Origin of the sequence: Uliginosibacterium gangwonense DSM 18521 (assembly GCF_000373965.1) — a bacterium.
Taxonomy (GTDB): Bacteria; Pseudomonadota; Gammaproteobacteria; order Burkholderiales; family Rhodocyclaceae; genus Uliginosibacterium; species Uliginosibacterium gangwonense.
The window spans coordinates 1-24,676 of the sequence record NZ_KB892846.1; the positions used below are offsets into that span (position 1 = coordinate 1).

At 57.1% G+C, this 24,676-nt stretch carries 24 protein-coding genes; 11 read left to right on the forward strand and 13 right to left on the reverse strand.

Translation table 11 applies throughout. The features are described 5' to 3' along the window. The 3 genes from B145_RS0111475 to B145_RS0111485 form a co-directional block, all read left to right on the forward strand. On the forward strand, positions 1-225 hold a 225-nt coding region (locus B145_RS0111475; RefSeq protein WP_018607456.1), incomplete at its 5' end, for a transposase. 100 nt (positions 226-325) lie between these two features. Further along, positions 326-646, forward strand: coding sequence for a hypothetical protein (locus B145_RS0111480; protein WP_018607458.1), 321 nt, complete (start codon positions 326-328; stop codon positions 644-646). A 140-nt stretch (positions 647-786) separates the two neighbouring features. Then, positions 787-1,062: a hypothetical protein gene (locus B145_RS0111485; RefSeq protein ID WP_033407034.1), complete on the forward strand. Its 276-nt coding sequence runs from the start codon at positions 787-789 to the stop codon at positions 1,060-1,062. A gap of 100 nt (positions 1,063-1,162) precedes the next feature. On the opposite strand, the gene B145_RS0111490 is transcribed toward B145_RS0111485, so the two are convergent. Then, positions 1,163-2,125, reverse strand: a complete 963-nt coding sequence (locus B145_RS0111490) for a substrate-binding domain-containing protein (protein WP_018607462.1) — start codon at positions 2,123-2,125, stop codon at positions 1,163-1,165. A gap of 257 nt (positions 2,126-2,382) precedes the next feature. Here B145_RS0111490 and B145_RS0111495 point away from each other — a divergent pair, with 257 nt between their 5' ends. The 5 genes from B145_RS0111495 to B145_RS0111515 all read left to right on the forward strand — a co-directional run bounded on the left by B145_RS0111495 (position 2,383) and on the right by B145_RS0111515 (position 7,180). Next, complete coding sequence (locus B145_RS0111495) at positions 2,383-3,765, forward strand: glycoside hydrolase family 28 protein (RefSeq protein ID WP_018607463.1); 1,383 nt, start codon at positions 2,383-2,385, stop codon at positions 3,763-3,765. Further along, positions 3,746-4,393, forward strand: coding sequence for a hypothetical protein (locus B145_RS0111500; RefSeq protein ID WP_018607465.1), 648 nt, complete (start codon positions 3,746-3,748; stop codon positions 4,391-4,393). Before B145_RS0111495 ends, B145_RS0111500 begins: the two co-directional genes overlap by 20 nt. 269 nt (positions 4,394-4,662) lie before the next feature. Then, positions 4,663-5,481 carry a MipA/OmpV family protein gene (locus B145_RS27480; RefSeq protein ID WP_018607467.1) on the forward strand — a complete coding sequence of 273 codons (819 nt, stop codon included), beginning with the start codon at positions 4,663-4,665 and terminating at the stop codon, positions 5,479-5,481. A 224-nt stretch (positions 5,482-5,705) separates the two neighbouring features. Then, on the forward strand, positions 5,706-6,395 hold the full coding sequence (locus B145_RS0111510; RefSeq protein ID WP_018607468.1) for a hypothetical protein: 690 nt from the start codon (positions 5,706-5,708) through the stop codon (positions 6,393-6,395). Positions 6,396-6,592: 197 nt separating this feature from the next. Beyond that, positions 6,593-7,180 carry a hypothetical protein gene (locus B145_RS0111515; protein ID WP_018607470.1) on the forward strand — a complete coding sequence of 196 codons (588 nt, stop codon included), beginning with the start codon at positions 6,593-6,595 and terminating at the stop codon, positions 7,178-7,180. Between the two features lie 33 nt (positions 7,181-7,213). Here the strand turns inward: B145_RS0111515 and nhaD are convergent, their stop codons facing one another. Continuing rightward, entirely contained in the window at positions 7,214-8,497 is a 1,284-nt protein-coding gene (gene nhaD / locus B145_RS0111520) for a sodium:proton antiporter NhaD (protein ID WP_018607472.1), read from the reverse strand. 479 nt (positions 8,498-8,976) lie between these two features. Beyond that, on the reverse strand, positions 8,977-10,293 hold the full coding sequence (locus tag B145_RS0111525) for an enoyl ACP reductase FabMG family protein (protein WP_018607473.1): 1,317 nt from the start codon (positions 10,291-10,293) through the stop codon (positions 8,977-8,979). 701 nt (positions 10,294-10,994) lie between these two features. Here B145_RS0111525 and B145_RS0111530 point away from each other — a divergent pair. Next, entirely contained in the window at positions 10,995-12,452 is a 1,458-nt protein-coding gene (locus tag B145_RS0111530) for a sensor domain-containing diguanylate cyclase (RefSeq protein ID WP_083917730.1), read from the forward strand. Between the two features lie 64 nt (positions 12,453-12,516). On the opposite strand, the gene B145_RS0111535 is transcribed toward B145_RS0111530, so the two are convergent. The 6 genes from B145_RS0111535 to B145_RS0111560 all read right to left on the reverse strand — a co-directional run bounded on the left by B145_RS0111535 (position 12,517) and on the right by B145_RS0111560 (position 17,265). After that, a complete protein-coding gene (locus B145_RS0111535; RefSeq protein WP_018607478.1) occupies positions 12,517-13,287 on the reverse strand; it encodes an SDR family NAD(P)-dependent oxidoreductase in 771 nt (256 codons plus the stop codon). Positions 13,288-13,342: 55 nt separating this feature from the next. Next, on the reverse strand, positions 13,343-13,720 hold the full coding sequence (locus B145_RS25345) for a hypothetical protein (protein ID WP_245541854.1): 378 nt from the start codon (positions 13,718-13,720) through the stop codon (positions 13,343-13,345). A 106-nt stretch (positions 13,721-13,826) separates the two neighbouring features. Then, complete coding sequence (locus B145_RS0111545) at positions 13,827-14,033, reverse strand: hypothetical protein (RefSeq protein WP_018607481.1); 207 nt, start codon at positions 14,031-14,033, stop codon at positions 13,827-13,829. Positions 14,034-14,053: 20 nt separating this feature from the next. Further along, positions 14,054-14,353: a DUF2325 domain-containing protein gene (locus B145_RS0111550; protein ID WP_018607482.1), complete on the reverse strand. Its 300-nt coding sequence runs from the start codon at positions 14,351-14,353 to the stop codon at positions 14,054-14,056. A gap of 160 nt (positions 14,354-14,513) precedes the next feature. Then, the gene (gene chrA / locus B145_RS0111555) at positions 14,514-15,719 is read right to left on the reverse strand and encodes a chromate efflux transporter (protein WP_026259063.1); all 1,206 of its coding nucleotides are present in this window, start codon (positions 15,717-15,719) and stop codon (positions 14,514-14,516) included. Positions 15,720-15,885: 166 nt separating this feature from the next. Continuing rightward, a complete protein-coding gene (locus B145_RS0111560; RefSeq protein ID WP_157288380.1) occupies positions 15,886-17,265 on the reverse strand; it encodes a hypothetical protein in 1,380 nt (459 codons plus the stop codon). A gap of 210 nt (positions 17,266-17,475) precedes the next feature. On the opposite strand from B145_RS0111560, the gene aroQ reads away from it, so the two are divergent. Further along, entirely contained in the window at positions 17,476-18,738 is a 1,263-nt protein-coding gene (aroQ, locus tag B145_RS28110) for a gamma subclass chorismate mutase AroQ (RefSeq protein ID WP_211209818.1), read from the forward strand. Between the two features lie 50 nt (positions 18,739-18,788). Here the strand turns inward: aroQ and B145_RS25350 are convergent, their stop codons facing one another. Genes B145_RS25350 through B145_RS25365 form a run of 4 tightly spaced genes read right to left on the reverse strand, consistent with a single transcriptional unit; the run spans position 18,789 to position 23,424 of the window. Beyond that, positions 18,789-19,991, reverse strand: coding sequence for an ABC transporter permease (locus tag B145_RS25350; RefSeq protein WP_083917731.1), 1,203 nt, complete (start codon positions 19,989-19,991; stop codon positions 18,789-18,791). After that, a complete protein-coding gene (locus tag B145_RS27485) occupies positions 19,937-21,112 on the reverse strand; it encodes an ABC transporter permease (RefSeq protein ID WP_018607492.1) in 1,176 nt (391 codons plus the stop codon). The genes B145_RS25350 and B145_RS27485 overlap by 55 nt, the downstream gene beginning before the upstream one ends. A 3-nt stretch (positions 21,113-21,115) precedes the next feature. Further along, positions 21,116-22,099, reverse strand: a complete 984-nt coding sequence (locus tag B145_RS25360; protein WP_018607494.1) for an HlyD family secretion protein — start codon at positions 22,097-22,099, stop codon at positions 21,116-21,118. Continuing rightward, positions 22,096-23,424 (reverse strand): TolC family protein, encoded by a 1,329-nt coding sequence (locus B145_RS25365; protein ID WP_018607496.1) that lies wholly within the window; start codon positions 23,422-23,424, stop codon positions 22,096-22,098. Before B145_RS25365 ends, B145_RS25360 begins: the two co-directional genes overlap by 4 nt. A gap of 179 nt (positions 23,425-23,603) precedes the next feature. Between B145_RS25365 and B145_RS0111600 the strand changes: the two genes are divergently transcribed. After that, positions 23,604-24,578, forward strand: coding sequence for a LysR family transcriptional regulator (locus B145_RS0111600; protein WP_018607500.1), 975 nt, complete (start codon positions 23,604-23,606; stop codon positions 24,576-24,578). Positions 24,579-24,676: the final 98 nt, after the last annotated feature.

The following is a 24,676-nucleotide window of genomic DNA, read 5'->3' on the forward strand; positions in this document are numbered from 1 at the left end:
CCCTTTGCCAAGGCCGTTGAAGAACTTCTGGGCGCCAAGGTTCAAATCGCCAAACGCAACCAGTTGCATACCTTTGCTGTCCTACCCCAGCGCTGGGTGGTTGAGCGGTCATTTGCCTGGATCGAAAAATGTAGGCGTTTGTGGAAGAACTGCGAGCGCAAACTCAACACAAGCTTGCAGTTCATACATCTTGCATTCCTGGCGCTTTTGCTCAAAAGATCGTGAACAGGTTCTCAACATCTAGACAAGATAAATAGCCCGGATATTGACAATATAAAATACCCAGAGTATTATTCAGTCTTCGCAATCACAACACGGGGGCGCCATGAGTACTGTTATTGATGCCGGGCTGAACGCCATTCTGGGCAACCTAAACGCCGCGCGTCTGGAGCTGGCACGCTACGAGGCCACCCAGGCGCAACGCGATGCAGACAGAATCCTGGCCCGGCGTCAGAAGTGGCATCAACATGACCTTCTAGGAAGCGATCAAGGCATCTTCTTCGAGGCGGTTACCGAAACACTTGCAGCCAATCAGGCAGAATTTTACGTCTTGATGCTGATAGACCCCGCCCAATTCGGTGTGCGGCTGGCATCAATGGTCTCGGATTATGCAGATGACGTAGCACGGCACCAACTCGGCCTGTAGCCCACGAATACTACGCCTTGCCGGGCGGGCAGAAAAAGCCCGGCACCAATTCAGTTCCCGCATGATTCGGGGCTAGCAAACATTCCGCAAATGTTCAAGCTGGCATATAGTAGTGCATAGCCCATTTGTTCGAACACGCCATGCTGAAATTAAAAGAAAACAAGCGCCTGTGGAGAGTCCTGGCAATTTTATATTTTGCATCCTTCGCATACAGGCAGGGCATTCTGGGTACAGCTTTCATCCTCCTGATTCTAGCTGGTGGCGCAATCATGGTGCCGACGGCAAATCGCCTGGAAAAAATATTCAAACCCAAAATTGGCAATTTTTCAGGTGTCGCCGCCATCATGCTCACGGTTGCCCCCGCCGCCTTTGTTGGAGGCTACCTTGGCATCAAGCTGATTCGCGCCTTCTCTTAGCCCCTATCCATGCTCTGAGATTATGACGGCCCACATTGAGTTTGACGAACTCACTCCGCCATCCTTCGCATACGGCTGCATCAGCTTGTTCAGGAGCCCATCAAGGCTCCACCCGTTTGATGAATGGAGCCAGTTCCTCGGCAAAATCAGGGGTATTCAGGTTTTGTAACGTAACGAAAAAGCTGCCAGTATCCACGCTATATTGGATGGGCATGCGCCCCAGTGCAGCCTGATAGGCGGTCATTACTCCCTGATAACCCATCTGGATTGGGCGTTGCACCATTACGCCGTAAAGTATCTCGTCGTGCATCGCGTCAACAAATAGCCTGTTGATATCCACGCCGATCAGTTTCGTTTTCCCAGCGGCATCCATCTGACGCAGCACATAGATCGTCGCCAGCGTAGTCGATTCATTCGGGGTAAATATGCCATCTGGCAATACCTTGAAAGCAGGCAGGATTCCCTGTATGTTGGCTCGGGCCTCCCCCACCCCACTGCCCACCCACGCCTCCTGAACAATTGAAAGCCCCGCAGCAGTTGCTCCAGCCACAAATCCACGCTCACGCTCGTCGGTAGAGGGAACACCGCGTTTCATGTGGAATACGGCCACAGTACCATGACCATGTAACGCCAATGCCATATAGTGAGCAGCCATTTCGCCCATATGGTAATTATTGGTGGCAATCACCGCCAGGGCATCATGGTTACCAAAATCACGATCAATGTAGACTGTCGGGATGTCCTTGGCCGCCAAATGTGCCACTTCCTGCCTGCGTTCAGACACATTGGGTGCCAACACCAAGGCTTTGCAGCGCATTTTTTCGACCACGCTGATCAGATCTTTTTGTACATAGGGCGAGTTCTCGTCGTTGGGCCCGCGAAAATAGATATCCAGCCCCAGTTCGGTACCCGCCAAACGAGCGCCGCGCTCAACCTCCCCCCAAAAGGCATAGCCTCCGCCGGCCGAGATCACTCCAACGCAATCCCTGGCCGCCACCGCACCTGAACACATCGCAGCGCAGGCGAACACGACCGCCATCGCCCTGCCACGGATGCCACACATAACCCCTCCTGCCACTCACGGCTATCATGACAAGAATATGATTGCCCAGCCCTGTATGCTGACAAGGCTGCACTATCGGGCATGCCCCTCGCCCCTATAAACCAGCTACGCCCCTGCCCTGATACCGTCTCCCAACATTCATACGCTTGACATACAACCAACGATAAACCACCCCCCGTTGACAGCCATACCATGGCCCCCTAGGATGATGAGCGTCCTCGCAGGCCGCTGCATCACATGACTCACCTGAGGCCGACATGTCCGCAACATCCTTATCAGATACCTGCAAGTCCTCGTTTGCTACCCTGAACGTCTCCACCGAAGGGCCGCAATTGCCCGAGTTAGCATTCCCGCCTCGCGTGCTTGAGATCACCGAGTATGGGGCCGATGGCAGCCGTTTACAGATCGCACTCAACACAGAAGCCATCCAGCAGACAATTGACGCTTGCGCCGCAGCAGGCGGTGGCACCGTATGGGTTCCCGCTGGCAACTTTCTCACCGCCCCGCTGACGCTTCGTAGCAACATCTGCCTGCATCTGGAAAAGGGGGCCACGCTGGTCGCTTCCAGCACAGAGGCGCAATTCCGCTCTACCGAAGCGAATAGGCATATTGCGGCAGAAAATGGCTGGCTGCCCTTCCTCTCGATTGCAGATGCGCAAAATGTTGCCATCACGGGTGAGGGCACCATTGATGGCCAGGGTGCCGTGTGGTGGGAGCGCTGGCGTGAACACATCCGTGCCACCGGAAAGAAGGGCGGCACCGACCGCCCGCGTCTGATCTACATTGTCCGCTCAAAAGACGTGCTGATCGAAGGGCTCACCCTTACCCATTCGCCCAGCTTCAACATTGTGATGCGCCATGCTGAAAACATAGAGGTAAGGCACACACACATTGTTTCGCCCTTCCATGCGCCCAATACAGATGCTATCGACCCGATCGACAGCCGCAATATCCGCATTACCCATAATGTTATCGACTGTAATGACGATCACATTGCCATCAAGGCAGAGCAGGCTGACCCACGCTTCCCGCAAGGCGTAGTCAGCAACATCTACATTGCCCATAATACCCTGCTGCAAGGGCGAGGCATCTCAATCGGCGGGGAGACCTCGGGCGGCGTGAATAATGTACTGGTCGCGCACAACCACTTTGAAGGCTCAATGTACGGGCTTCGCATCAAAAGCTCCCGTGGCAAGGGTGGGCAGGTGCGTAACATTCGGTATGTTGATACCACGATGGTCGACGTAGCCGTCCCGCTGGTGCTCTCCGGCTACTATGAAGCGGCTCCCATTGCCAGATCTGAAGTGGACGCCATTCTTGCCAAAGGCGGCTTCATGGTGGGTGAGCAACTTTATCCGCCAGACACCGACCCCGCCCAGATCTATGACATCAACAAGACCCCGGATTTTGCACAGATCGTGATTGATGGCCTCACCGCCACCGGGAAAATCAACGCTGCGGGCTATATCGTTGGGGTACCCGAAGCCCCATTGCGCGATTTGCACTTTCACAATGTACACATTGAAGCCTGCCACGGCCTTGTGGTGCGCAATGCAAAGATCCATGCCAACCGGTTGCAGATCAAGGCAACCCTCGGCCCGGCCTGGACGCTGGAGAAAGATGGTGTCATCAACCCATAACCGCCTCCTCCCCCTTCTGCGCCGCAGTACCAACACCGCGTTGGAAGCACTGCGTCGCGCAATTCATGCAGGCGAAGCCCCAGCGCTGGCTGTGGCCGAATTGCAGACGGCACTTGCCTACCTCACGCGGCATGATACATCACGCCAGCATGCTGCCTCATTATGGCTGCTGGCCTGCCAATGCACAGGCCAAGTTGCCCTGCAAACACTGGCGCGCACGCTATTAGGCACAGCCGATCCGGCAGACATTGCTTCGCACTACCATCAAGGCCTGCAGCACCCACTGACGTATCTTTTGCACACCTTGCCTGAGGCAGAGTCAGCCCATCTCATTGAGCATTATCGCAATCACCCTGCCCCGGTGTTGCGCATGGCAGTCGCGGAATACCTGATGGCCCGGCAGAATGCTGAAGCGGGCCTGCTGCTTATGGTCGACATTGCAGCCCATTGCGGTTACGACCACGCCACATTCGATGCCATTGCCATTTGGCTCGGCGAATCCGGCACCCCCGCGTTGCGACACCACCTGCTCGCCCAAGCCGACGCAGCCCATGCACGGGACGACACGCCCCGCGCCCAGCATCTGAAATGGGCGGCTGAACAAATCCCGGTACAAAGGCAATCCTGATACGCGGCACAAGCACAACCCAGACGTCCTCGAACCTCCCAGTAAGGTTATGAACAGGTTCTTACAGATGAGGACAGCTACATCCCCCTGCCACGCATACCGGAAAAACAGATCTTCGCAATCCTTTACAAGAACACACATCATGCAGGAAGGGCTCCTAAATTCCCTCATCCACGCAGGGCTTAATTCAGTCTTAACCAGCCCTTACCCGCACTCTCCTATACTATGCAGCGCCAAACATGGCTGGCATAGCCCTGGAAAGGAACTGCATGCACCACACTATTCAAACGTCATTCCCCCGCCCTGCACTCAAGCTTCACGTCGCAGCGCTACTCCTGAGCGCAGCCTGCGCAGCCCACGCCCAACAGGCCCCCGAAGACGCCACATGGACGCTTTCACTCGGCGCGGGCGTGGCGGACATCCCTCGCTACGAAGGCAGCGATGAACACAAAGTACGCGCCATTCCACTGATACGCGGCAGCTACCGCAGCAGCATCGGCAAATTCAGCCTCGGCAGCGAAAACGGCGCCCCTGGGCTGGCGTGGTCGATCATCGATACGCCACAACTTGAAGCGGGCCTGAGCCTGGGCATGGATCGTGGCCGCAAGGAAAGCGACAGCAGCCATCTGCAAGGCCTGGGCAACGTCAATCGCAGCCCCGAGGCAGGCATCTTCGGCGTCTACAAAATTGGCGCAGCCAGCCTGCGTCTGTCGGCCCGCACAGCCCTCAACGACAACGGCCATGGTGGCTCCCTCATCAACGCCGGGGCGGGCTACCGCTGGCAGCTTGCCGATCACCTGGGTCTGAGCACCAACGCAGGTTTCACCTGGGCCAGCACCGATTACATGCAAAGCTATTTTGGCGTGAGCGCCAGCCAATCTGCCCAATCCGGGCTTGCCCGGTATGATGCAAAATCCGGCATCAAAGATATCAATGCAGGTCTCGGCTTGGACTACATGCTCAACCTCCACTGGATGCTCGTTGGCGGCTACCGCTTCGCCCGCCTCCAGGGCGACGCAGCAGACAGCCCCATCGTGCAACGACGCAACCAACACAGCGTCTTCGCAGGCGCCAGCTACCGCTGGTAAGCCCCTAGCCCAGCCGATCTCTTCAGGTCGGCTGGTGCTGTATTGACGAACGTCACATCCCAGTCGTGCCCACCTGGGCAAAGCGACTGCCGATAAATTCGGCACGCCTGATATTACAGTTTTTTGCATATAATCCAGGTTTGCAGCGCCGCACCCTGAGACTGAATCACATCCCCAGCGCGACGCATCCTCATGCCCCCTCTTCAAATCGTCAGGAACATTCAATGATCTCACATCCCAGAAAGGCGCTTTCCTTCGCATTTTCCGTCATTGCAGCCCTTGTGCTCAGTGCCTGCGGTGGTGGGAGCGGCAGTTCGATCTCGCTGGACTCCGGTACAACAACACTGGCCTCATGCATGACGGCCACAACCGGCAAGAGCTTCACCTATACATCCACTGATGCCAGCGGCAACTCCACCTCCTACACCCACTTGGTCGCCACGGGCACTTACAACGGTAATACGGTCACGGCTGAAACGGACACCCCCGCATCCGGCACCTACTTCACCACGTACACGAGCTACACCAGTAGCGCGTTCACTCAACTGGCCTACACCAATTCAACCGGCACCATCAGCAACGTCTATTCCAACCGGATTGTTGATCTGAGCAAAGCATCAGGGGCTTCCCAGACCTTTACTTGGACTTCGACTTCCACCCTCGACAGTAGCTCCTTTTCAGCAGCCACCACCTTGAAGTTTGATGGTGTGGAAGCCGTCACGCTGGCAGGCGCCAGCTATAATGCCTGCAAGGTTTCCACCTCAGGAACGTATTCGGATGGCGGTACCTTCTCCAACGTCGCATGGTACTTGCCTGGCTATGGTGCAGCAGTGCCAGTCAAAGGCAACTACACTACCACGCGTAGCGGCACAGTCTATACCGCCAGCGTCCTGGTAACGGCCTTCAATAACTGATCCGTATCGGCGTTGCGGAAAGAACCTAACCCCTTTCCGCAACGACTTATCGCCCGAACAAATAGTTTCTTACATATCCCTCCGGCCATTTACACATCTAAGCCCGATAGAAGCTGACGCCGGGCGCATTTTCGATTAGGGTAGCCGCAATGCCTGCCCCCGCGACTGCATCTACAGCTCTTGGAGATCATCGAACCATGTTCCGCTCCGCCTTTGCCCTGCTTGCGCTGATGTGCCTGATTCAAAGCGCCCAGGCACTTGAGGCCTGCCCTGCGCCAGACCTCAATAACCAAAGCTCCAGTCAGATTGCTGCTGCGCTCAAAGCCCTGAAGCCGCAAGAGCTGAAAACACCACCCGAGCTGGAATGCCAAGGGGGTTTCAACGTGAATGCCGTTGCGGCCAAATCCCGCCAACTGTGCATGTTTGAAGGCAAGTTTCCTCTCACAACTGCGGGGCTGCTGAGCATTGCTGAACATGACGAGGCAACAACACTAGTCTATGCACAGAAATACTCTGCCAAACAACACACACAGATTGCCCAGACCCTGGCAAAGAAATATCCACGTATTTCCGCCGAGCAATATCCGGGGAAGATTGATGCAGACTTGCCTGTGCAAGCCACCGATTATTTCAGTGCTGATGGTATCTACATCACTCTGCTACGCCCAGACAAAAAAATGTCTCCTGCAACAGAAGGATACCTTTCTGTCATCATTTATGAAAAATCAGCCCACGTAGGCATGCTTGCCCGGGTTGACAAGGAATGTACCGCCACGACCCCATAACCCCCAGCAGACATCACACGCTGGGTTAAGATTTCAATGCAGCAGGCGATACTGCACAAGGTGGGCAGCAGCCCCTGCCAGATAGCCCAGCAAAGCCACCCAGCCTATTTTTTTGACATACCAGAGGAAGTTGATTTTCTCGATACCCATTGCTGCCACGCCAGCGGCTGAACCTATGATGAGTATCGAACCACCTGTTCCCGCGCAATAGGCGAGAAACTCCCACAGGAAATGGTCCGTGGGATACTGGGCGAGGCTATACATCCCCATCGCGGCGGCAACCAAAGGCACGTTGTCGACAACAGCACTGACCAAACCGATGAGCATGACGATTACATCCTGACGCCCTACTGCGTGGTCCAGCCATGCTGCCAAATCCGATAGTACATGGGTATGTTCCAAGGTGGCCACCGAGAGCAGAATGCCGGTGAAAAACACCAGCGAACTCATGTCGATCCGCGCCAGCGCATGCGTCAGGCTCAATGGCTGGCGCGATACGACATCCTTGTTACGATGGAGCAGATCACCTGCTAGCCATAACAGGCCCAGACCAAACAATATCCCCATGAATGGCGGTAGATGCGTCAGCATCTTGAAGGCTGGCACCGCCAGCAGCACCCCCACGCCCAATATGAAGATGAGATTGCGCTCCCAGGCATCAACCTGTGGGCCAACCTCACCTTCAGAAGACACTGCCCAATTCAGCTTTCGCCCACGCATGCCCCAGGCTAGTATCGACACAGGCACAAGCATGCATACCAGAGCCGGGAGCAACACAGCCTGCACCACCGCCAGAGCACTGATCTGGCCGCCAATCCAAAGCATGGTCGTGGTGACATCCCCCATGGGCGACCACGCGCCACCCGCATTGGCGGCAATGACAATGACACCGGCAAACACCAGCCTATCCCCCTGCCGGGCCAGCAACTTGCGCATCAAAGACACCATGACAATCGCTGTCGTCAGATTATCCAGAATAGCGCTCAATACAAAGCTGATCCCACCTACCCACCACATCAGGCGTGCCAGCGTGGAGGTGCGGATACGTGTAGTCACAACGCCAAAGCCATCATGCGCATCAATCAGCTCAACAATCGTCATCGCCCCCATCAGGAAAAAAACGATCTGCGCTGCGCCCACCAGGCTCCCATTCAACTGCTCGGCTACACGCTGGGGATCTCCGGCGAAAACAGCATAAATCGTCCACAACACGCCTGCGCCAATCAAGGCTGAAGCGGATTTATCAACGCGTAGCGGATGCTCCAAAGCGATGGCCACGTAGGCCATGACGAAGACAACAACCAATCCGATCAGCATAAAAACACCTCCCGGTGAAGGGATTTGCCTAAGCAGATTCCGTGAAAGGAAGAAAAGAGTGACGCATGGTGCCATATCAGGCACCCGCAAAGAACAGGCACTAGCGCATTCATGGGAGTTCCAACGCGCGGCGGCCCGACCAGCGCAAAACCTGCCTGACACCAAAAGTTCGGCGCAGACACCCCTTGAAAAAAGAAAAAATCTATTGAGCTATCCTACCCGAACAGATATCCGCTTGCCAAGCCTTGGGAATGTATCCCATGGCAAATCCTAGGGTGAAGTTAAAACTCCCCACCCAGGAGTGATCAGGCATCACCTTTGCCGCCATCCGCCTTATGAGCAGCCCGACATGCAAAATGAGCAAACCGGTCTGCCTTGATGCTGCGATCCACAAACCGATCAAGCAGCAGCCGACCCTGGCTGCTTCGAGCAAATCAATCGCCCTACAGGTGCAGCACACCTGTAGGGTTGCAGCACTTTCAGCCGTGCAGCGCAGCCAGTTGCTTGGCGATCACGTCGTGGTTGAGCCAGAGCACAGGGGCGCTGGGCGCAGCGGCTTCGTTGAACATGAGCGGGCCGGTGGCTTCGATCACCAGCGCACTGAGCAGATCGGTAATCAGCGCGGTACGCTCCTTGTGCATGGCAGTGATGTCTTCGGAGGTGCCGATCATCAGCTCGGCCAGTTCCGGGGTGTTGTTCATCGGCCATGCGTCAAAGTTGCGGAACCCGGCCATAGTAGGCTGAACATTGTAGCGATGGATGTTGCCCAGCAGGGTTTCCAACGAGGCATCTTCACGCAGCAGGGCCGCACAGGCCTTGTATTGGGCTTCACCCCAGGCGCCGCAGCCTTCGCGGGATAGCGCCGTGATCAGCGGGAACAGCGACAACTCAACGCCAACGAAGATGTCTGAAGAGTTGGTGCGGATTTCCGGGCAGTTGAAAACGGTGGCGCGCACGCCCTTTTCCCAGGCGGCACGGGCAATGTCTTCCAGACGCTTCTTGGCGTAGCCCTGGGTGTAGTTGGTGTAGGTCTGCCACTGGTACTGGCCGTCAATCAGGATCTCAGTGCCGTGGTAGCCGTAGGCCGTATAGCGGGCAGCACCGCCGGTCTTCTCCAGGCGGGCACGGATGGCTGCGCTGCCTTCGATAAGGTGACCAAAGGTGTTGGCGGTGACTTCATCAAAGTTCATCAGGTTGAGCTTGCCCAGATCCGACTCCAGCAGCGCCTGGGAGGACATGAAGCGATCCCCTCTGCCCTTGTAGATGCGGTTGGCGATTGCCAGGAAGACCTTGGCCTTGACCAGCCCGCCTGCCATGGTGTGGGCGAAGAAAGCATTGGCCCCATCGGGGATCAGCGCATCCAGTTGCGCCATGGCTTGGGCCACCGCAGCCTTGAAACGGGCCACGCCGACTTGGCGACAGGCTTCGATATGAGCCCAGTCGAGCTTGTCCTCCTGCCAGGATTTGAGGGTCATCTCATTGACCATTGCGGTCGGAGTAGGCGTGCCAGCGGGGCTATCCATGTCGAACCCCGCCATCAGGGGTACATTGATGATTTTGCCACCAAAGTTGGCCTCCGCCGTGGCCAGCTCCTCAGCGTTAAGCGGGCGCAGGCTACCATCGGCCTCGCGGCGCCCCACGGTCATGCCGATCAGGGTCAGGCCGGCAGCTCGGGCTTCATTGACCAGACCGTTGGCGTAGCCACGCCCGAACAGTTCGCCAAACAGGACGAACACATCGCCCTTCTTGAACAGGGTCTGCTTCGACAGGTTTCTCAATGCGGTGGGTTTGCTCACTTTACAGATTCCTTATAGCCCCCTGACCGCGCTGCACAGCAGCCGTCTATTTGACAAGCCCAGGGTGGCAATGAATGGGTGACAAGATGGTCAAGCCGTGGATTCTACCCCAAACTGACCCAATTTCCGCTATCGGGCTGCGCAAAGGCACGCAGCCCCATTCTATGCCAACGCACTAAAATGCATGAAATGTGATAGATATTGCGGCCATCGACAGCAGTCATCCGCCAAACAGGGCGCTTTTCGGTATTCCGTAAGGCCCAGGAACAGATAAACAGAATAGCAGCCAGACATATCGGAAGAGCGCGATACTGATTTTATGCATAAAGCATTCATCCATTGGGTAATCGCCTGTACGTCATCACCGCGTTGGAAATAATATGCCCACCCAAGCTGCGGAAATATCCGCGATAAGCATGCTCATCAATTTGCAGACGCAAGTTCAAGTCATGAAACACGGCACCACTCTCCACACGGGTTCTCCAAGAAGTCCGTAGCGCTAGCCGCCAGATCGATATTGCAGCCCGCCTCACTGCAGGGCGGGTACGGCAGAAGAAGGCCTCCCACCTCTCGGTAAAACGCTCCGCCCAGACCCAGCCCCTTCGAGCACGGGGCTGGCGCCGTTCGGGCAGGCCAACGCCAAAGATCGGCCAACAAACACCTATACTGTAAGATGGGTCTGTAGGGCACGGAACGACACTATGGTAAGGCGAACAGCAAGTCTGGCGATATGCATCACATTCTGTACCCTGGTGGTGGGCGGTAGCGCATTTGACTTGCGCTCAAGTTACCAGCGCGAATACGAACATGAAACATTCAAACTGGAAGGCATCGCCTATCTAGTCAGCGAATGGATCAAGGGTCATTTCCTCGCTTTCGATTACGTCCTGCGCGACATCGCCACCGAAGTTTCACCCGACGAATTACGCCTACCCCATGCTGACGACCCGCGCGCCCAGGCACGGCTGAGCTGGCTACAGGCCAAGCAAAGCACCATTCAGTACGCAGAGTCCATCAGCCTGCTCGATGCAGATTGCCACCCCACGCACCAAGTGCCGCCCCACTCCACGGTCACGGCTGATCCCCATGAATACTGCCAGGCACTCAAACGCAACCCGGCCCTGGAATCCATCGTCACACCCTCGCCACAACCCGATGCCACACACTACACCGTGGTACAAGCGCGCAAAATCGTGGATGCAAGCGGAAATTTCCGAGGGGTCGTTGCCATCGGCATCAGTAGCAAATTGTTCGCCAATCTGCTGACGAAAATCACTTTCAGCACGCAAAGCGTGGTGACTATCACAGATAACCACTTGGTCTTGCTTGCACGCATGCCAGCGCGCGAAAGCGACGTGGGCCGTGTGGTTGGTAGCCATAAATCACAAGCCTTTGTCACATCTGACAAGATTTCGGCAATCTTTCACAATACCTCCCCGCTTGATCACGTTACCCGCCTGACCGGCGCACAAAAGGTACAAGGCCTCCCCTTCCTCGTATACGTGGGGGAACCCGACCGTCAGTGGCTCGCCAACTGGTATCGCCAGATCGTGCAATACAGCGTCATCTCCTTGCTGCTTGTCGGCGCCGCGCTCATGGCATTTCGCCACCACCTCAAGCTCATCAAACACAACAGCGAACTCAAGAAATTCGCCATCACCGATGAATTAAGCAACACCTACAACCGCCGCTATTTCCAAGAACGTGCAGCACTGGAAATCCAGCGCGCCCGGCTCAACAAGACCCATCTCATGCTTATGCTGATGGATATCGACAACTTCAAACGCATTAACGACGAATTCGGCCACTCGGTCGGCGACCGCGCCATCATCGCCTTCACGCGCGCCTGCCGTAACTACTTGCGTGACGCAGACCTGCTGGGGCGGCTGGGGGGTGACGAATTTGTCGCCCTCATGCCCGGCATTGAACCGAACCGTGCCGATGAAATAGCCGAAAGAGTGCGCGCCGCCATTGCATCCGCGCCACTGCATACCGATGATGATCAACTGATTCCCCTTACAACCAGCATCGGCGCCGTCATCATCGCACCAGGCGACCACGCCATCGAGCAAATCATTATCAAGGCAGATGAACTGCTCTATTCAGCCAAGCGAGAGGGGCGTAATCAGGTCTGCCTGGGGACTTTCCCTAGCGCCTGAATGGCTCCGACGCGCCCTCTGAATAAATCCATTCTGCCCGGAATTCGCGTCCGGGCCTCTTGTCTCAAGCCTTCCTGCTCACATGCAAGGGAGAGAAAGATTGCGCAGTTGGCATAATCTCAATTGCATTGACATTGAAGTGTGGTGGCAAGCCTGCAATCCAGCTTACCGTTTCGGCAATGTCTTCCGATGTAATGGCATCAACCCCGGCATACAGCGAAGCCGCCCTATCCGTATCGCCATGAAAACGGACGGACGAAAATTCCGTGCCGCCACACAGCCCCGGCTGGATGTCCGTAACACGAACTCCTGTTCCGGCCAGATCAGCGCGCAGATTAAGGCTGAATTGCGCCACAAAGGCTTTAGTGGCCCCGTAAACATTGCCTCCCGGATAGGGATAAGTCCCTGCAATCGAGCCCATGTTGATCACAAGGCCGCGCCCTCTTTTCACCATATCCGGCAAAAAACAGTGGGTAACACGTGCCAGACCCGTCACGTTCGTGTCGATCATGGTCTGCCAATCATTGAAATCAGCCTTGAAGGCAGGCTCCAGGCCAAGCGCCAAACCCGCATTGTTGACCAGCACGTCAATGGCACAAAACGCTTCGGGAAGCGAATCATGAAGCTGCAAGACGGACTCTGCCACGCGCACGTCCAGTTCAGCCACAAACACCATCGCGCCATATTCACGCTGCAAGGGCTCCAGCCGATCAGTACGGCGGGCGGCAGCAATCACGCGATAACCCTCCTTGAGCAAGCGTGCGCAAATGGCATAGCCAAAGCCCGAAGAAGCACCTGTCACCAGGGCCGTTTTTCCACAAAATTCATTTACCATACATAACACCTCCATGCAATCCATCCAACAACACCAGGCACTCATCCCGCGCCATCTACATTGCGCTTTTCAGCACCTGGACACATTCATCCATCACCGTTGCCCCGATCTCGGAGACATAACGCGGGTCAAGCGACTCCATCAACTCGTGCGCCATATACAGCCCTGCTTGCCGCGTCAAAGTGGTCTTGATCTGTGTGGCCACCTGATCACTCACCTCGGAGAGAAACTTGCGCTCTGCCTGCGAAACATGGTGCCCAGCATCCAGCAACCATTCACTGCAGAGCGTAGCCCCTTGTGCCGAGGTCATCCAATACCCATTGTCGTAGAACATGGATAGGCGATGGGCCACCAGCGCATACACAACCGCAGCCCGCACGCCCATACCAGGTGCCGTTTGGCCGGACTTTGCGCCGATAAAGCCTGAACTCAAGGATTTCCCCTGCGGTTTGGAATTTGCGCACTCTACCACCCTGAAGTACAAAGTAAAACGACTGTGCCTGCAGCCTCCTCTCAAGAGCCACAGATCACAGTCGCTTCTACCCCTCATTTCGGGGGGTGCCATTTTTCAGCACTACAATGGTTTGCCCCGGCTTGGTCACCGCCACGATCAGCGCATCCTGATTGCCACGCAGCTGGATACCATGGCTCTCCAGGTCATCGTAAGCCTTGACGCGCCAGTTGCCGAGACCGGGGTTAACCGCCGGGTAATCGCTCTGGCCACGCACCCCGGTACGCGGAGTCAAACCGCCCTGATCGCCGATATTTATGCCGATGCAAAACTCATACCGCTGAGTTTCGCACGGATCTCAGTCAGTGAATGGTGGGCATACAGTAGCGGCACATCCTGCCGCTGCGCCTGCTCTCGCACGTTGCGCAACAGCTTGTGATTGACGCGATCACAGATCACCACCACCAGCGAGGTATCACTGGGAATCTTGCGTCGCTCATCGCCCACCTTGCGCCCGCTCCAATGTTCGGTACGGGTGAATCCACCGGAAAAGCTCATTTCCAATTCGCGCCGGATTGGTTCAATATGATCGGCACCCACAATCAATGCTTTCATGATCCCTCCTGTCTGCAAATGGAAATGGCTTGGTAAGAGCTTGCAGACTAGACGGATTTCATTGACTACAGAACGACAAGGTTTTTCGCTGCTTATCAATCTGGAAGGGTATAAGTACAGCATCGGCAAGTATATGCGGCCTGGAATGCCATTATCCTGCTCACCACAGCACATACCCCAAGGCACCACAAACGAGTACAACCAGCCAAGGCGGCTGCTTCCACACAAGCAGCGTCATAAATGCCAGCAAAGCAAGTACCACATCCTGCGGCTGATGAATCGCGCTGACCCATACTGGCTGATAGAACGCAGCCAGCAGCAGGCCGACCACTGCCGCGTTAATGCCGGATAGTGCCGCCTGCACCCCCGGCAGCGCACGCAAACTCTGCCAGAACGGCAAAACCCCCAGTACAAGCAGAAAGGCGGGCAAAAAGATCGCCACCAGACACAACAAACCACCCAGATAGCGCCAGGGTGCAGCCGTCATCGCCGTGCCCAGAAACGCGGCAAACGTAAATAGCGGACCCGGCACGGCCTGTGCCGCCCCATACCCGGCCAGGAAAGTTTCATTATCCACCCAGCCCGCAGGCACCACGGCCGCCTGCAGCAGGGGCAACACCACATGCCCGCCGCCAAAGACCAAAGCCCCCGCGCGATAGAACACATCGATCATCGCCAGCACCGGCCCTGGCATCCAGTGCACCAAAACGGGCAGCGCCAGCAACAAGGCGAAAAACAGCCCCAGGCAGATGACCCCACTGCGACGGCTGGACGCTAGAGGCAAAGCTTCATGCATGGCAACACTCTCACGCCTGAAAAGCCGCGTCCCAAGCAAACCCGCCAAAAAGATCACACCGACCTGCACCCATGCATATGGCATCAGCAACACAATCGAGGCGGCCACCACCATGATGGTCATACGTAATGCATCTGTGCAAAGATTTTTCGCCATGGCCCACACTGCCTGCGCCACAATGGCGACGGCCACAAGCTTCAGGCCATGCAAAACCCCTGCAGACACACCACCGGCATAACGGGCAAGCCCTCCCGCAAACGCCATCATCAACAGCGCAGACGGCAGCGTAAAACCCAGCCACGCGGCAAATGCCCCTGGAAAACCCGCACGCGAATACCCAAGTGCAATACCAACCTGACTGCTCGCGGGGCCGGGCAAAAACTGGCACAAAGCCACCACCTCAGCATAGGCACGCTCAGTCAGCCATGCCCGACGAGTGACAAACTCATCCCGGAAATACCCCAGATGCGCCACAGGCCCACCGAAGGAAGTCAGCCCTAATTGCAGAAAGATGAGGAAGATCGCCCAGGGATAGCTGTCGCGCGATACAGGCTGAACTTCTTGAGGCACGCTTTTCTCCCGATCAATTGACACCGTACAAGGCCCGCAGATCACAATACTGTGCCAAATCCAATCACATGGTGCAATTATCCGGATATGAATGATTGTTTCGCCAAATTAGTTTGAACCCAAACAGCCTGTTACCGTAATACGCCTACACATTCAGTGCAAATAATCATTGCTTGGATTTTGACTTGTGCTTGGCCGAATGGGGCGAGGCAAGCGGCGGCTCGCCGGCTGCTTGGGCTACGGGTACAGCAGGGGTTGCCACAGGTGATGGCCTGTTGATCGTGGGGCGACCAGAGGCATCCAGACCATATCCATTTTCAATGGCATACGCTTCCGCCCACATTGCAGGAGGGTACAGCACAAACAGCATCGCCCCCAAACATAACAAAGGAGTTACCAACCCGTCGTAGCGGATCATGGACACAATCCAGCCGCGCGTGGGAGGGGGATTTCCTGGCTGATAGGCATCCACCTTGGCGGCATATGACTTCATCTTTTTATCGTAGGTACGCAGCGCATAGCGTCTCAGCACCCAATAAGGAATGGTGCAACACACGATAAACACCACCGGTTGTGGTGGCAACAAGGGGAAGGACACCACCATCATCCAGAGCACCCATGCTGCAATGGCACATAGCGCCGGTAACACCGCCATGCAAACATTCCAGCCGGGGTTCGCACTTGGCAGCAAGGGCGGAATCGCATACAGCCCACCTTGGGCGCCATCAATCAGGAAATCATAGCGCTTACCACGATAGCTCAGTTGTATCACCCCGACAGGCACAAGACCATCAGCCACGTTCAAGCTGTAGTGGCTTCTGCAGGCCCATTGATCATGAAGATCACCTGGGGCTTCGCGGGCCAGTTCATTGATGATGGCAGCGTTGATATTGTCCCGGCCCCGGTTTCGATAAGCAGAATCGGTAGACGCTGCATACTCCTCGACCTCAAACCCCTTGATCAGCAAATCGGCATGGGTTTTGAACAGGGACGTATCCACCTTTTGCTCCACTGCCGCAGCCAATTCCGCAGGCAGGTGATCACCAGCATAGACGATTGCTGCATAGCTCCCCTCGCCTTCACCACTGGCAGGCATCCATTCCGCAGCATTCAAACCACGCTGATAGGCAATCGAGGCGCTCCACTTTGCCTCAAAACGACCACTGAACACATAGACAGGAAGAAACATCTGCTCCACAGGCGCCTGCATCGCAGCCTCAACCATGCGCATGGGTGCACCTTGCTGCGCCAGATATCGGAGTACCACATGGCGCATGTCCTCTTCAGAGAGCGTCATGGCAATCAGCAAATCCCCTTCAGGCACCTTATCCCCTGGTGCATTGCCATACACCACGTCCGGGTCCAGCATCCCATGCCTGTCATCATCTGTCGCAATATCACTGCTGCATTGTGGGCAGCGCATCACCTTGGCGCCAAAGGTATGGCGCAGACGAGTCCCACACTTGGCGCACACCAGTGGCGCATTCTGCCCAGTGCCAGCATTCCCGAACGGACTTTTTCCGCCTAACCTGCCCAATACACTCATCAAACCCCCGGTGTAAGTCTTGTCTATGCATCTATGCCTTGTGCCGTAGCTTAACCGAGGGGCAATAGAGGCCACAAGGCAAAATAGCATGGTCTATGGATAGCAAAGGAATGCCCAGCATAGCGCCTGCCGGTCATGTCGCCGACGCAAAAATAGCATAGACTTTCGCCAGCGCTTCGTGCCACCCGTTCTTTTCACAGAGGGAAAACAATGAATTCAATGAAGAAAATGCTGACCTGCTGCACCATGCTGTGTGCGCTCATCTACAGCACGGCCAGCCATGCGGAAATCCCCAAGGCTGTCGGTAACCTGCTCACGCTGACGGCGGAACGCCTCGCGATTGCAACCGAGGTGGCGCAGTCCAAATGGAATAGCCACGGCGCCATTGAAGATCTGGGCCGCGAAAAACAGGTGATTGGCGACACGACTGCCCTGGCCACCAAACAAGGGGTAACCGAGCAACTGGCCCGGGATTTCATCAGCGCCCAGATCGAAGCCAACAAGACGGTGCAATGGACCCTGCACCGCCAATGGACACAGGCTCAGGCCCCCGCCTTTGAGCAGGCACCTGATCTAGCCCGCGATATCCGCCCGCATCTGGACAAACTCACCCCTCTGCTGGTTGAAGCATTGGCCAAGGCCGCGCCACAGTTGACCATTGCCGATGCCCAAGAGCTGATCGCTGCACGCCCGGAAGGCGCCGATCCGCTGGCCTGGAAGGTTGCTATCGCCCCGCTCACGGCACGCGCCCAGGCGAAAGCGGGAGAATCACGCCTGGATATCGTGCAACGCAGTGGCCTTTTGCGCATCTGCATGACAGGCGACTACAAACCCTTCACACTATGGCGCAAGGATCTCTTTGCCTTTGAGGGGGTGGATGCCGAAATAGGCCGCCAACTTGCTGCCAGCCTGCATGCAGATGTGCAATTCGTTGCCACCACCTGGGCCACCCTGATGCCCGACCTGCTTGCCAATCGCTGTGATCTCGTGAGTGGCGGGGTCTCTATCACGACCGACCGTGCGCGACTGGCAGCCTTCTCGGTGCCCGTGCAAACCGATGGCAAGACGCCGATTGTGCGCTGTGCAGACAAGGTGCGCTTCCAGACGCTTGAGCAGATTGACCAGCCGAATGTGCGTGTGATCGTCAATCCCGGTGGTACCAACGAACGCTTTGCCCGTAGCGAAATCAAACGCGCCATGATCACGGTGTTCCCGGACAACGTCACCATCTTCGACGAAATCCTGCAAAACCGTGCTGACGTGATGATGACGGACGCCATCGAAACCCAACTCCAGCAAAAGCAACACCCCGGTCTATGCGCAGTGCATCCAGAAGCCCCCTTCACTGTGTCGGAAAAAGCCTACCTGCTACCGCGTGGTGATGTGGTGTTCAAGGAATATGTTGACCACTTCCTGCACATTGCGCTCATCGAAGGCCAGTACCGCAATCTACTTGATGGCTGGCTGAAATAGGCCAGTCTCCGGGAAACAGGGGCTGCGGCGCGGCCCCTATCCGACAAGCATCATCTTGCTAGACGACGCGCCCGCAAACGCAGCCCCACCCAGGCGATCAGCGCGTAGAAGATGATAAGAAGGTTCATATGCTGGACCTCGGCGCTGATTTCATTCCACTGTGCCGCCATCTGGTTGAGCTTGATGAAACCATTCATGCCCGGTGTGGTGGGGATCAGCGCCGCCAGCGCCTGAAGTGGTGCGGGAATGGCTTCGCGCGGATACATGGTGCCAGAAAGGAAGAGCATAGGGATCGATGTCACCAGCATGGCTTGCAGCGTGCGCTCACGGTTGCCGAACAGCGCCCCCAACGCAAGCCCCATTGCCACAATGGCAAATGACATCAGCACAGCGAAGGCCGCCATCGCACCCACATTGCCGCCACGCGGATAATCCTGATACCAGTAGGCAAAACCGAACATATAGAGGAAGGATGGCAACACGAGCGCAGCAAGGATAAACCACATGCCCACAAAGCGTGACGTGGCAAAGCCCTCGGCTGCAAAGAGCGGCGCTGCCCGGTTCTCATACAGTGTACCGATGAGTGCAGCAATGCCGATGAGCAACACTTGCTGCACAATCAATACCGCCACGGCTGCTACCACGTAGCTGCCATACCCACGCGTAATATTGAATAGATTCTGCTCAACAAACGCAGGCACCGGATCACGGCCGATGCGGGCATTAGCGGCAGGGGCACCTTGCCGCACCATGCGCACCACAGCCGCCTGCCGGGCGACATTCTGCACCACGGCACCAACGGCTTCGAGCACAGCCTTGTTCTGCACGGGGAAAGCACCACTGCCCCAGGCCTCCACCGTAGTAGGGGTGTTACGCAACACATCGCGGTAGAAATCAGCGGGGATGATGGTCACCCCCGCGCAACGCCCATCGGCCATATCACGGCGGGCGGCCTCAACAGAAGGTGCATTGCCAATCAAACGTACCCCCGGGCTGGCTGCCAGATCCCGCACGATCTGGCGGGACATGACACTGCCATCCAGATCAACCACTTCAAGAGTGATGCCCCGCACCGCCTCGGTAGAATATGCGGCCGGGTAAAAAAGCGAATAGATCGGCACGGCCAGCAGAAAAAACGGCAACAGCCCCTGGTCGCGCAGAATGGCGCGTAGCGTTTCACGGATGGCCTGCCACATGCTCATCGCCGCCCCCAGCGCGCCGGGTTCGCTATCTGGCGGCGTAACATGATCCATCCCACGAGCATGAAGAACATACCAAACCCAGCCAGACGCAAAATGCCCTGCCCCCACGCCTGCAAGCTGGCACCAGACATCCACTGACCTTGCTGCAGCTTGAGATAATAAGTCAATGGCATCAGTTCACCCCAATGACGAGCGCCGTTGCTCATGGCATCAAGCGGAAAAGTGAAACCGCTGAAGGCAGGGGCGGTTGCCACCAGCAAGCCTGCCAGACTCAAGCCGATGCGCAGATTGCCCGTGAGGCTGATGAGGAAGACCCCCAACGCAGTTGACACCAGCACAAAACCAGCCATCGCCAGCAACCACAACACAAGGCTGCCCGCAACATGCCCTCCTGTAAATCCCATCAGCATTCCCATCAGCACGCCCCCTACGCACAGATGCAGGCACACAGCGGGCAGACACTTACCAACCAGCGCAGACAGCAGGCATCCCTTTGCGCTCGCCAGCCATTGCTCAACCGTGCGGTCGCGGAACTCACGCCCCACGGCACTGACTACCATGACAACCAGATAGATATGGAGCAGGATCGGGGTGAGCATGCCACCCAGATACAATTCATAGGAAATCTGCGGATCGAACAGGGTACGCAGTTCCGCGCGCACAGCCCCCATGCGTTGCCCGGCAGCCACAAGCCCACCGCCAAAGCGGGCCTCACGCAGCACCGCCTGCTCCCCCGCAAGGCTTGCCACCGAATCACGCACGGCGGCGGTGATCAAACCGGCAGGCAGGTAATACTGGGCATTGTTGTAGAGCACTACGGGCTTTTGCCCACCACGCAGGCGTTCCGCCTCCCAACCCTGGGGAATCTGCACAATGGCATAGGCTTCGCGGCTACGTGCCTGCCCGAGTGCTTCGGGCAGCGATTCGGCCAGCACGCCTACCCGCAAACTACGTGTGGCGCCCAGGCGGCGGATCAACTCCCGCGAACTGGCACTGTGGTCCTGGTCAAGCACGCTGATGGGCAAGCCCTCGGGCAAACCAGCGGAAAACAGCCAAAGGATCAGAGCCACCGCCATCAGCGGGCTCCAGATCCAGAGAGCCTGTTCAACGGGGGACGCCCACAGGAATGCCAGCTCCCGCCCTACCACTGCGCGAAACGCTGCAAAGCTCATGATCTACTCACGCGTCACCAGAATCGACATCCCCGGTCGCAGCCCCTCCACCGGGGCCACCGGACGGGCGCGCACCTCGAAAGTCTTCACGTCATATCCGGCAGAGAGCCGTGTAGGCCGCCATGTGGCAAAATCCCCCTTGGGGCTGATGTAGTAGATTTTCACCTCCACTTTACGCCCCCCCAACGCTGGCACGGTGCCCGTGAGTGTGGCACCGATGCGGATACCAGCAAAATCATCTTCGCGGATATTAAAGGTGGCCCATACATCCTTCATATCCACCATCGTCATAATTGGGAAACCTGCCGGAGCCAACTCACCGGGGTGGAGCACAAGTTTGTCAATCTCTCCCGCCAAGGGGGCGACAAGCCGGGTATCGACACTGGCAGCAGCCACTTCGGCTACGGCGCCTGCTGCCTGATTGGCCAGCGCCCCGGCTGCATCCTTCTCCTGGATGCGGGCGCCATGCAGGGCGCTGTCATACTGGGCGCGGGCCGCACGTTCAGCCGCCTGCGTAGCATGCAGATTGGTTTCTGCCTCATCATTGCGTTGCTGGGAAATCAGCTTTTCCTGATACAACGCATGCAGGCGACGATAGGTTTTATCGGCCAATTCGGTTGCCGCTGCAGCGCGGCGCCACATGGCCTCGGCTGCATTGATATCTTCGCTGCGCGCCCCGGCATTGACCAAGGCAAGCTTGGCCTTGGCTACAGAACTGGCAGCTTCGGCCTGAGTCTGCTTGGCACGCAGTTCCGGGCTATCCAGCGTAACCAGTTCCGCCCCCTGGGCTACGGCATCGCCTTCACGCACAGCTTGGGCAGCGATACGGGCGGTGATCTTGGCAGTAATATTGATCGTGTTGGCTTCGAACTGCCCCTGCAGAGGCACCTTGATCGGCTTGTTGGCCAACCACAGGCCAACGCCTATGAAGGTGGCAAGTGCCGCAAGGGAGAGTGTGACAGAGAGGATTTTGACGGACTTGTTCATGGCTGCAAGCTCACATCGGCAGTTTTGATGTAATTGACATATTGCCCACCTTGCCCGCACACTTCCAGCAGGGCAATCAGGGCGATATCGAATTCGTAGGCAATCTGAGCCTGCCCGGTCTGGGCACGCAGCAAAGCGTTACGGGCCTCGTTGATTTCGAGCACGGTAGTCTGCCCTTCATCAAAGGCACGTTCGCGCAGGCGCAGGTTTTCCCGGGCCAGATCCAAGCTGCTGGCATAGAGCGCAAATTGCCGTTGCGCCTGCTCGGCACGCAGCCAAGCGGCCTCCACGCCGGTTTCAATCTGGTTGCGCGCCTCGGCACGCAAGGCATCGACGCGATCCACCTGGGCACGGGCCGAACCCACTGCGCTGGCGCGATCTTCGCGGGCAAAGAGCTTGATCCGAACCCCCAGCCCGGCAATCCAGTTCGGTTCAGTCAGGCTAAGGTTGCGCTTGATGAGATTGTATTCGCCATAGGCGAATACCTCTGGCATATACGCTGCTTTGGCCGCTACGATGCCCTGCTCGGCCGCCTGCTGCTTGGCACGCAGCATCGCCAAGGCCGGGTTGGCATCCTGTGCCATCTGCATCCATTCACTCAAGGGCGCCAAGGGGCGGGTCTGCATGAAGAGTGGCGAACTGGCTTGCACCGGGGTATTGCTGCGTAGCAGACGAGCCAGAGCAGCCTCCGCCGTGGCGCGGGTGTGGCCCGCCTTGATGAACTCGCGCTCGGCCTCATCGCGGGAGACCTGGGCACTCAAGCGTTCCAGCGCGCTGAACTGTCCCTGCTTTTCAAACTCGCGGGCACGGGCGAGGTCACGCTCGGTCTGCTCAAATTGCGCCTGGCGCAGGTGCTCCACATCGTTGGCCAGACGCAGGCTAAAGTAGCGCCGCGCCAGCTCGCCATCAAGTTGCTCCTGCGTCCCACGCTGTTCAGCCTGCGCAGCTTCCACGTCTGCCGCCTTGGCCTGTTGTGCTGCGGTAATCTTGCCGCCGGTATAGATCGGCCAGTTCATCGACACGGCACTGCGCGGCCCACCCAGATCAGCCTCTTTGACAATATGCCCCAAGAAGGGGAAGGTGCCCAGGTCCAGGCTTTTGTGCCCTTGTATCTCCACGTAATTGACCGAGACTTCCGGATAGCCCATCGTCTCGGCGGCCTTCACGTCATATTCGCGGCGGCGCGTTTCTGCATCTGCCGCGTGCAGCGCATCGGAACGCTCCTGCACCAATGCACGCGCAGCCTCAAAGCTCAACACCTCGGCATGCCCGACTGAGCTGACCAGCGCGCCCCAGCCCAGCATCATCAACAGTAAGCGTCTCATTTATTCCGAATCCATCGGTTTATTCTTGTTGTCATGAATGCTACCACCTTCGGTATGCACAACAGCCTGCCTACGCATGCGGATGCCCTTCTCGTACAAGGGCTTGCCCATGAGTAGCTTGCCCGGGCAATGGAATGAGTGTAATAGGGTGATATATCAATCAAAAATCGATAATAAGCATGCCAGACATTATCCTCAGTAATATCAATGTACGGGCGCTACGCAAGTTTGATCTGAATACCCTGCTCGCCCTGCACACCCTGTTGGAAACCCAGAGCGTGAGCCAGACTGCGCAACGCCTGCACCTGGGGCAACCGGCGATCAGCCACATCCTCAAACGCCTGCGCGAGCACACCCAAGACCCTCTGCTCATCCGCCAGGGGCGACGCTACCTGCTCAGTGCCTATGCCGAATCCCTGCGCCAACCGCTGGCCGATTGCCTCGCACTGGCGCAAGACCTGATCAACCCCAGTACGCAGTTCGACCCCGCCGCTGCCAATGGCGAAATCCACATTTCAATGCCAGATCTGGTGGAAGTGGCACTACTGCCCGAACTCGTTGAACAACTCCGCCACGAAGCCCCGAATCTGCTGCTACGCATCGAATCCACCGCACCAGACGACCTGGAGGACGCCATCAGCAATGGCCGTATCGACGCCACCATCGGCTACTTCCCCCGCCCACGCAGCAGCCTGATGCGCGAACACCTCTTCAGCGCAGGCATCTGCTGCTTCTACCACCCCACGCAATTGCAGCTCACCGCCCCACTCCTGGCAACCGACCTTGCCGCCCTGCCCCATATCACAGCCCACTACGCAGGCACGGGCAACAGCATTGTGGATGGCTGGTTTCGCAGGCAAGGCTTGGCCCGCCGCATACAGGTATCAACGGGCAGTTTCCAGCCCATCACCCCGTTGCTCGCCCGTACCCCGGCCATCGCCCTGCTGCCCGAAGTCATGGGCCGCCTGCTAGGCGACGAACTCTGCGTCATCCCGATTCAGGACCCGGAACTCACGCTCCCGATTGATCTGGCCTGGCACCCACGCAACAAGCTCGACCCACTCCACACCTACCTGCGCCAAAAACTGCGCGAAATTGCCCGCAAACTCGCCCCTGCCAGCGTTGAAAACCCCGTTTCTCCCCAGAATCTTTGACACAAATCCCGCCCAACATGTGACATCGCCGACGCAATCAGTCAAAATGGTAGGTTTCTGGCAAGTTTTTCTTGATTAAGCCACTCTACAAGCTTGGG

Bases quoted from the DNA above. Each gene is read 5' to 3' on its own strand.
- B145_RS0111480 (WP_018607458.1), top strand. From the start codon at position 326: ATGAGTACTGTTATTGATGCCGGGCTGAACGCCATTCTGGGCAACCTA.
- B145_RS0111485 (WP_033407034.1), top strand. From the start codon at position 787: ATGCTGAAATTAAAAGAAAACAAGCGCCTGTGGAGAGTCCTGGCAATT.
- B145_RS0111490 (WP_018607462.1), bottom strand. From the start codon at position 2,125: ATGTGTGGCATCCGTGGCAGGGCGATGGCGGTCGTGTTCGCCTGCGCT.
- B145_RS0111495 (WP_018607463.1), top strand. From the start codon at position 2,383: ATGTCCGCAACATCCTTATCAGATACCTGCAAGTCCTCGTTTGCTACC.
- B145_RS0111500 (WP_018607465.1), top strand. From the start codon at position 3,746: ATGGTGTCATCAACCCATAACCGCCTCCTCCCCCTTCTGCGCCGCAGT.
- B145_RS27480 (WP_018607467.1), top strand. From the start codon at position 4,663: ATGCACCACACTATTCAAACGTCATTCCCCCGCCCTGCACTCAAGCTT.
- B145_RS0111510 (WP_018607468.1), top strand. From the start codon at position 5,706: ATGATCTCACATCCCAGAAAGGCGCTTTCCTTCGCATTTTCCGTCATT.
- B145_RS0111515 (WP_018607470.1), top strand. From the start codon at position 6,593: ATGTTCCGCTCCGCCTTTGCCCTGCTTGCGCTGATGTGCCTGATTCAA.
- nhaD (WP_018607472.1), bottom strand. From the start codon at position 8,497: ATGCTGATCGGATTGGTTGTTGTCTTCGTCATGGCCTACGTGGCCATC.
- B145_RS0111530 (WP_083917730.1), top strand. From the start codon at position 10,995: ATGGTAAGGCGAACAGCAAGTCTGGCGATATGCATCACATTCTGTACC.
- B145_RS0111535 (WP_018607478.1), bottom strand. From the start codon at position 13,287: ATGGTAAATGAATTTTGTGGAAAAACGGCCCTGGTGACAGGTGCTTCT.
- B145_RS0111550 (WP_018607482.1), bottom strand. From the start codon at position 14,353: ATGAAAGCATTGATTGTGGGTGCCGATCATATTGAACCAATCCGGCGC.
- B145_RS0111560 (WP_157288380.1), bottom strand. From the start codon at position 17,265: ATGAGTGTATTGGGCAGGTTAGGCGGAAAAAGTCCGTTCGGGAATGCT.
- aroQ (WP_211209818.1), top strand. From the start codon at position 17,476: ATGAATTCAATGAAGAAAATGCTGACCTGCTGCACCATGCTGTGTGCG.
- B145_RS25350 (WP_083917731.1), bottom strand. From the start codon at position 19,991: ATGGATCATGTTACGCCGCCAGATAGCGAACCCGGCGCGCTGGGGGCG.
- B145_RS27485 (WP_018607492.1), bottom strand. From the start codon at position 21,112: ATGAGCTTTGCAGCGTTTCGCGCAGTGGTAGGGCGGGAGCTGGCATTC.
- B145_RS25360 (WP_018607494.1), bottom strand. From the start codon at position 22,099: ATGAACAAGTCCGTCAAAATCCTCTCTGTCACACTCTCCCTTGCGGCA.
- B145_RS25365 (WP_018607496.1), bottom strand. From the start codon at position 23,424: ATGAGACGCTTACTGTTGATGATGCTGGGCTGGGGCGCGCTGGTCAGC.
- B145_RS0111600 (WP_018607500.1), top strand. From the start codon at position 23,604: ATGCCAGACATTATCCTCAGTAATATCAATGTACGGGCGCTACGCAAG.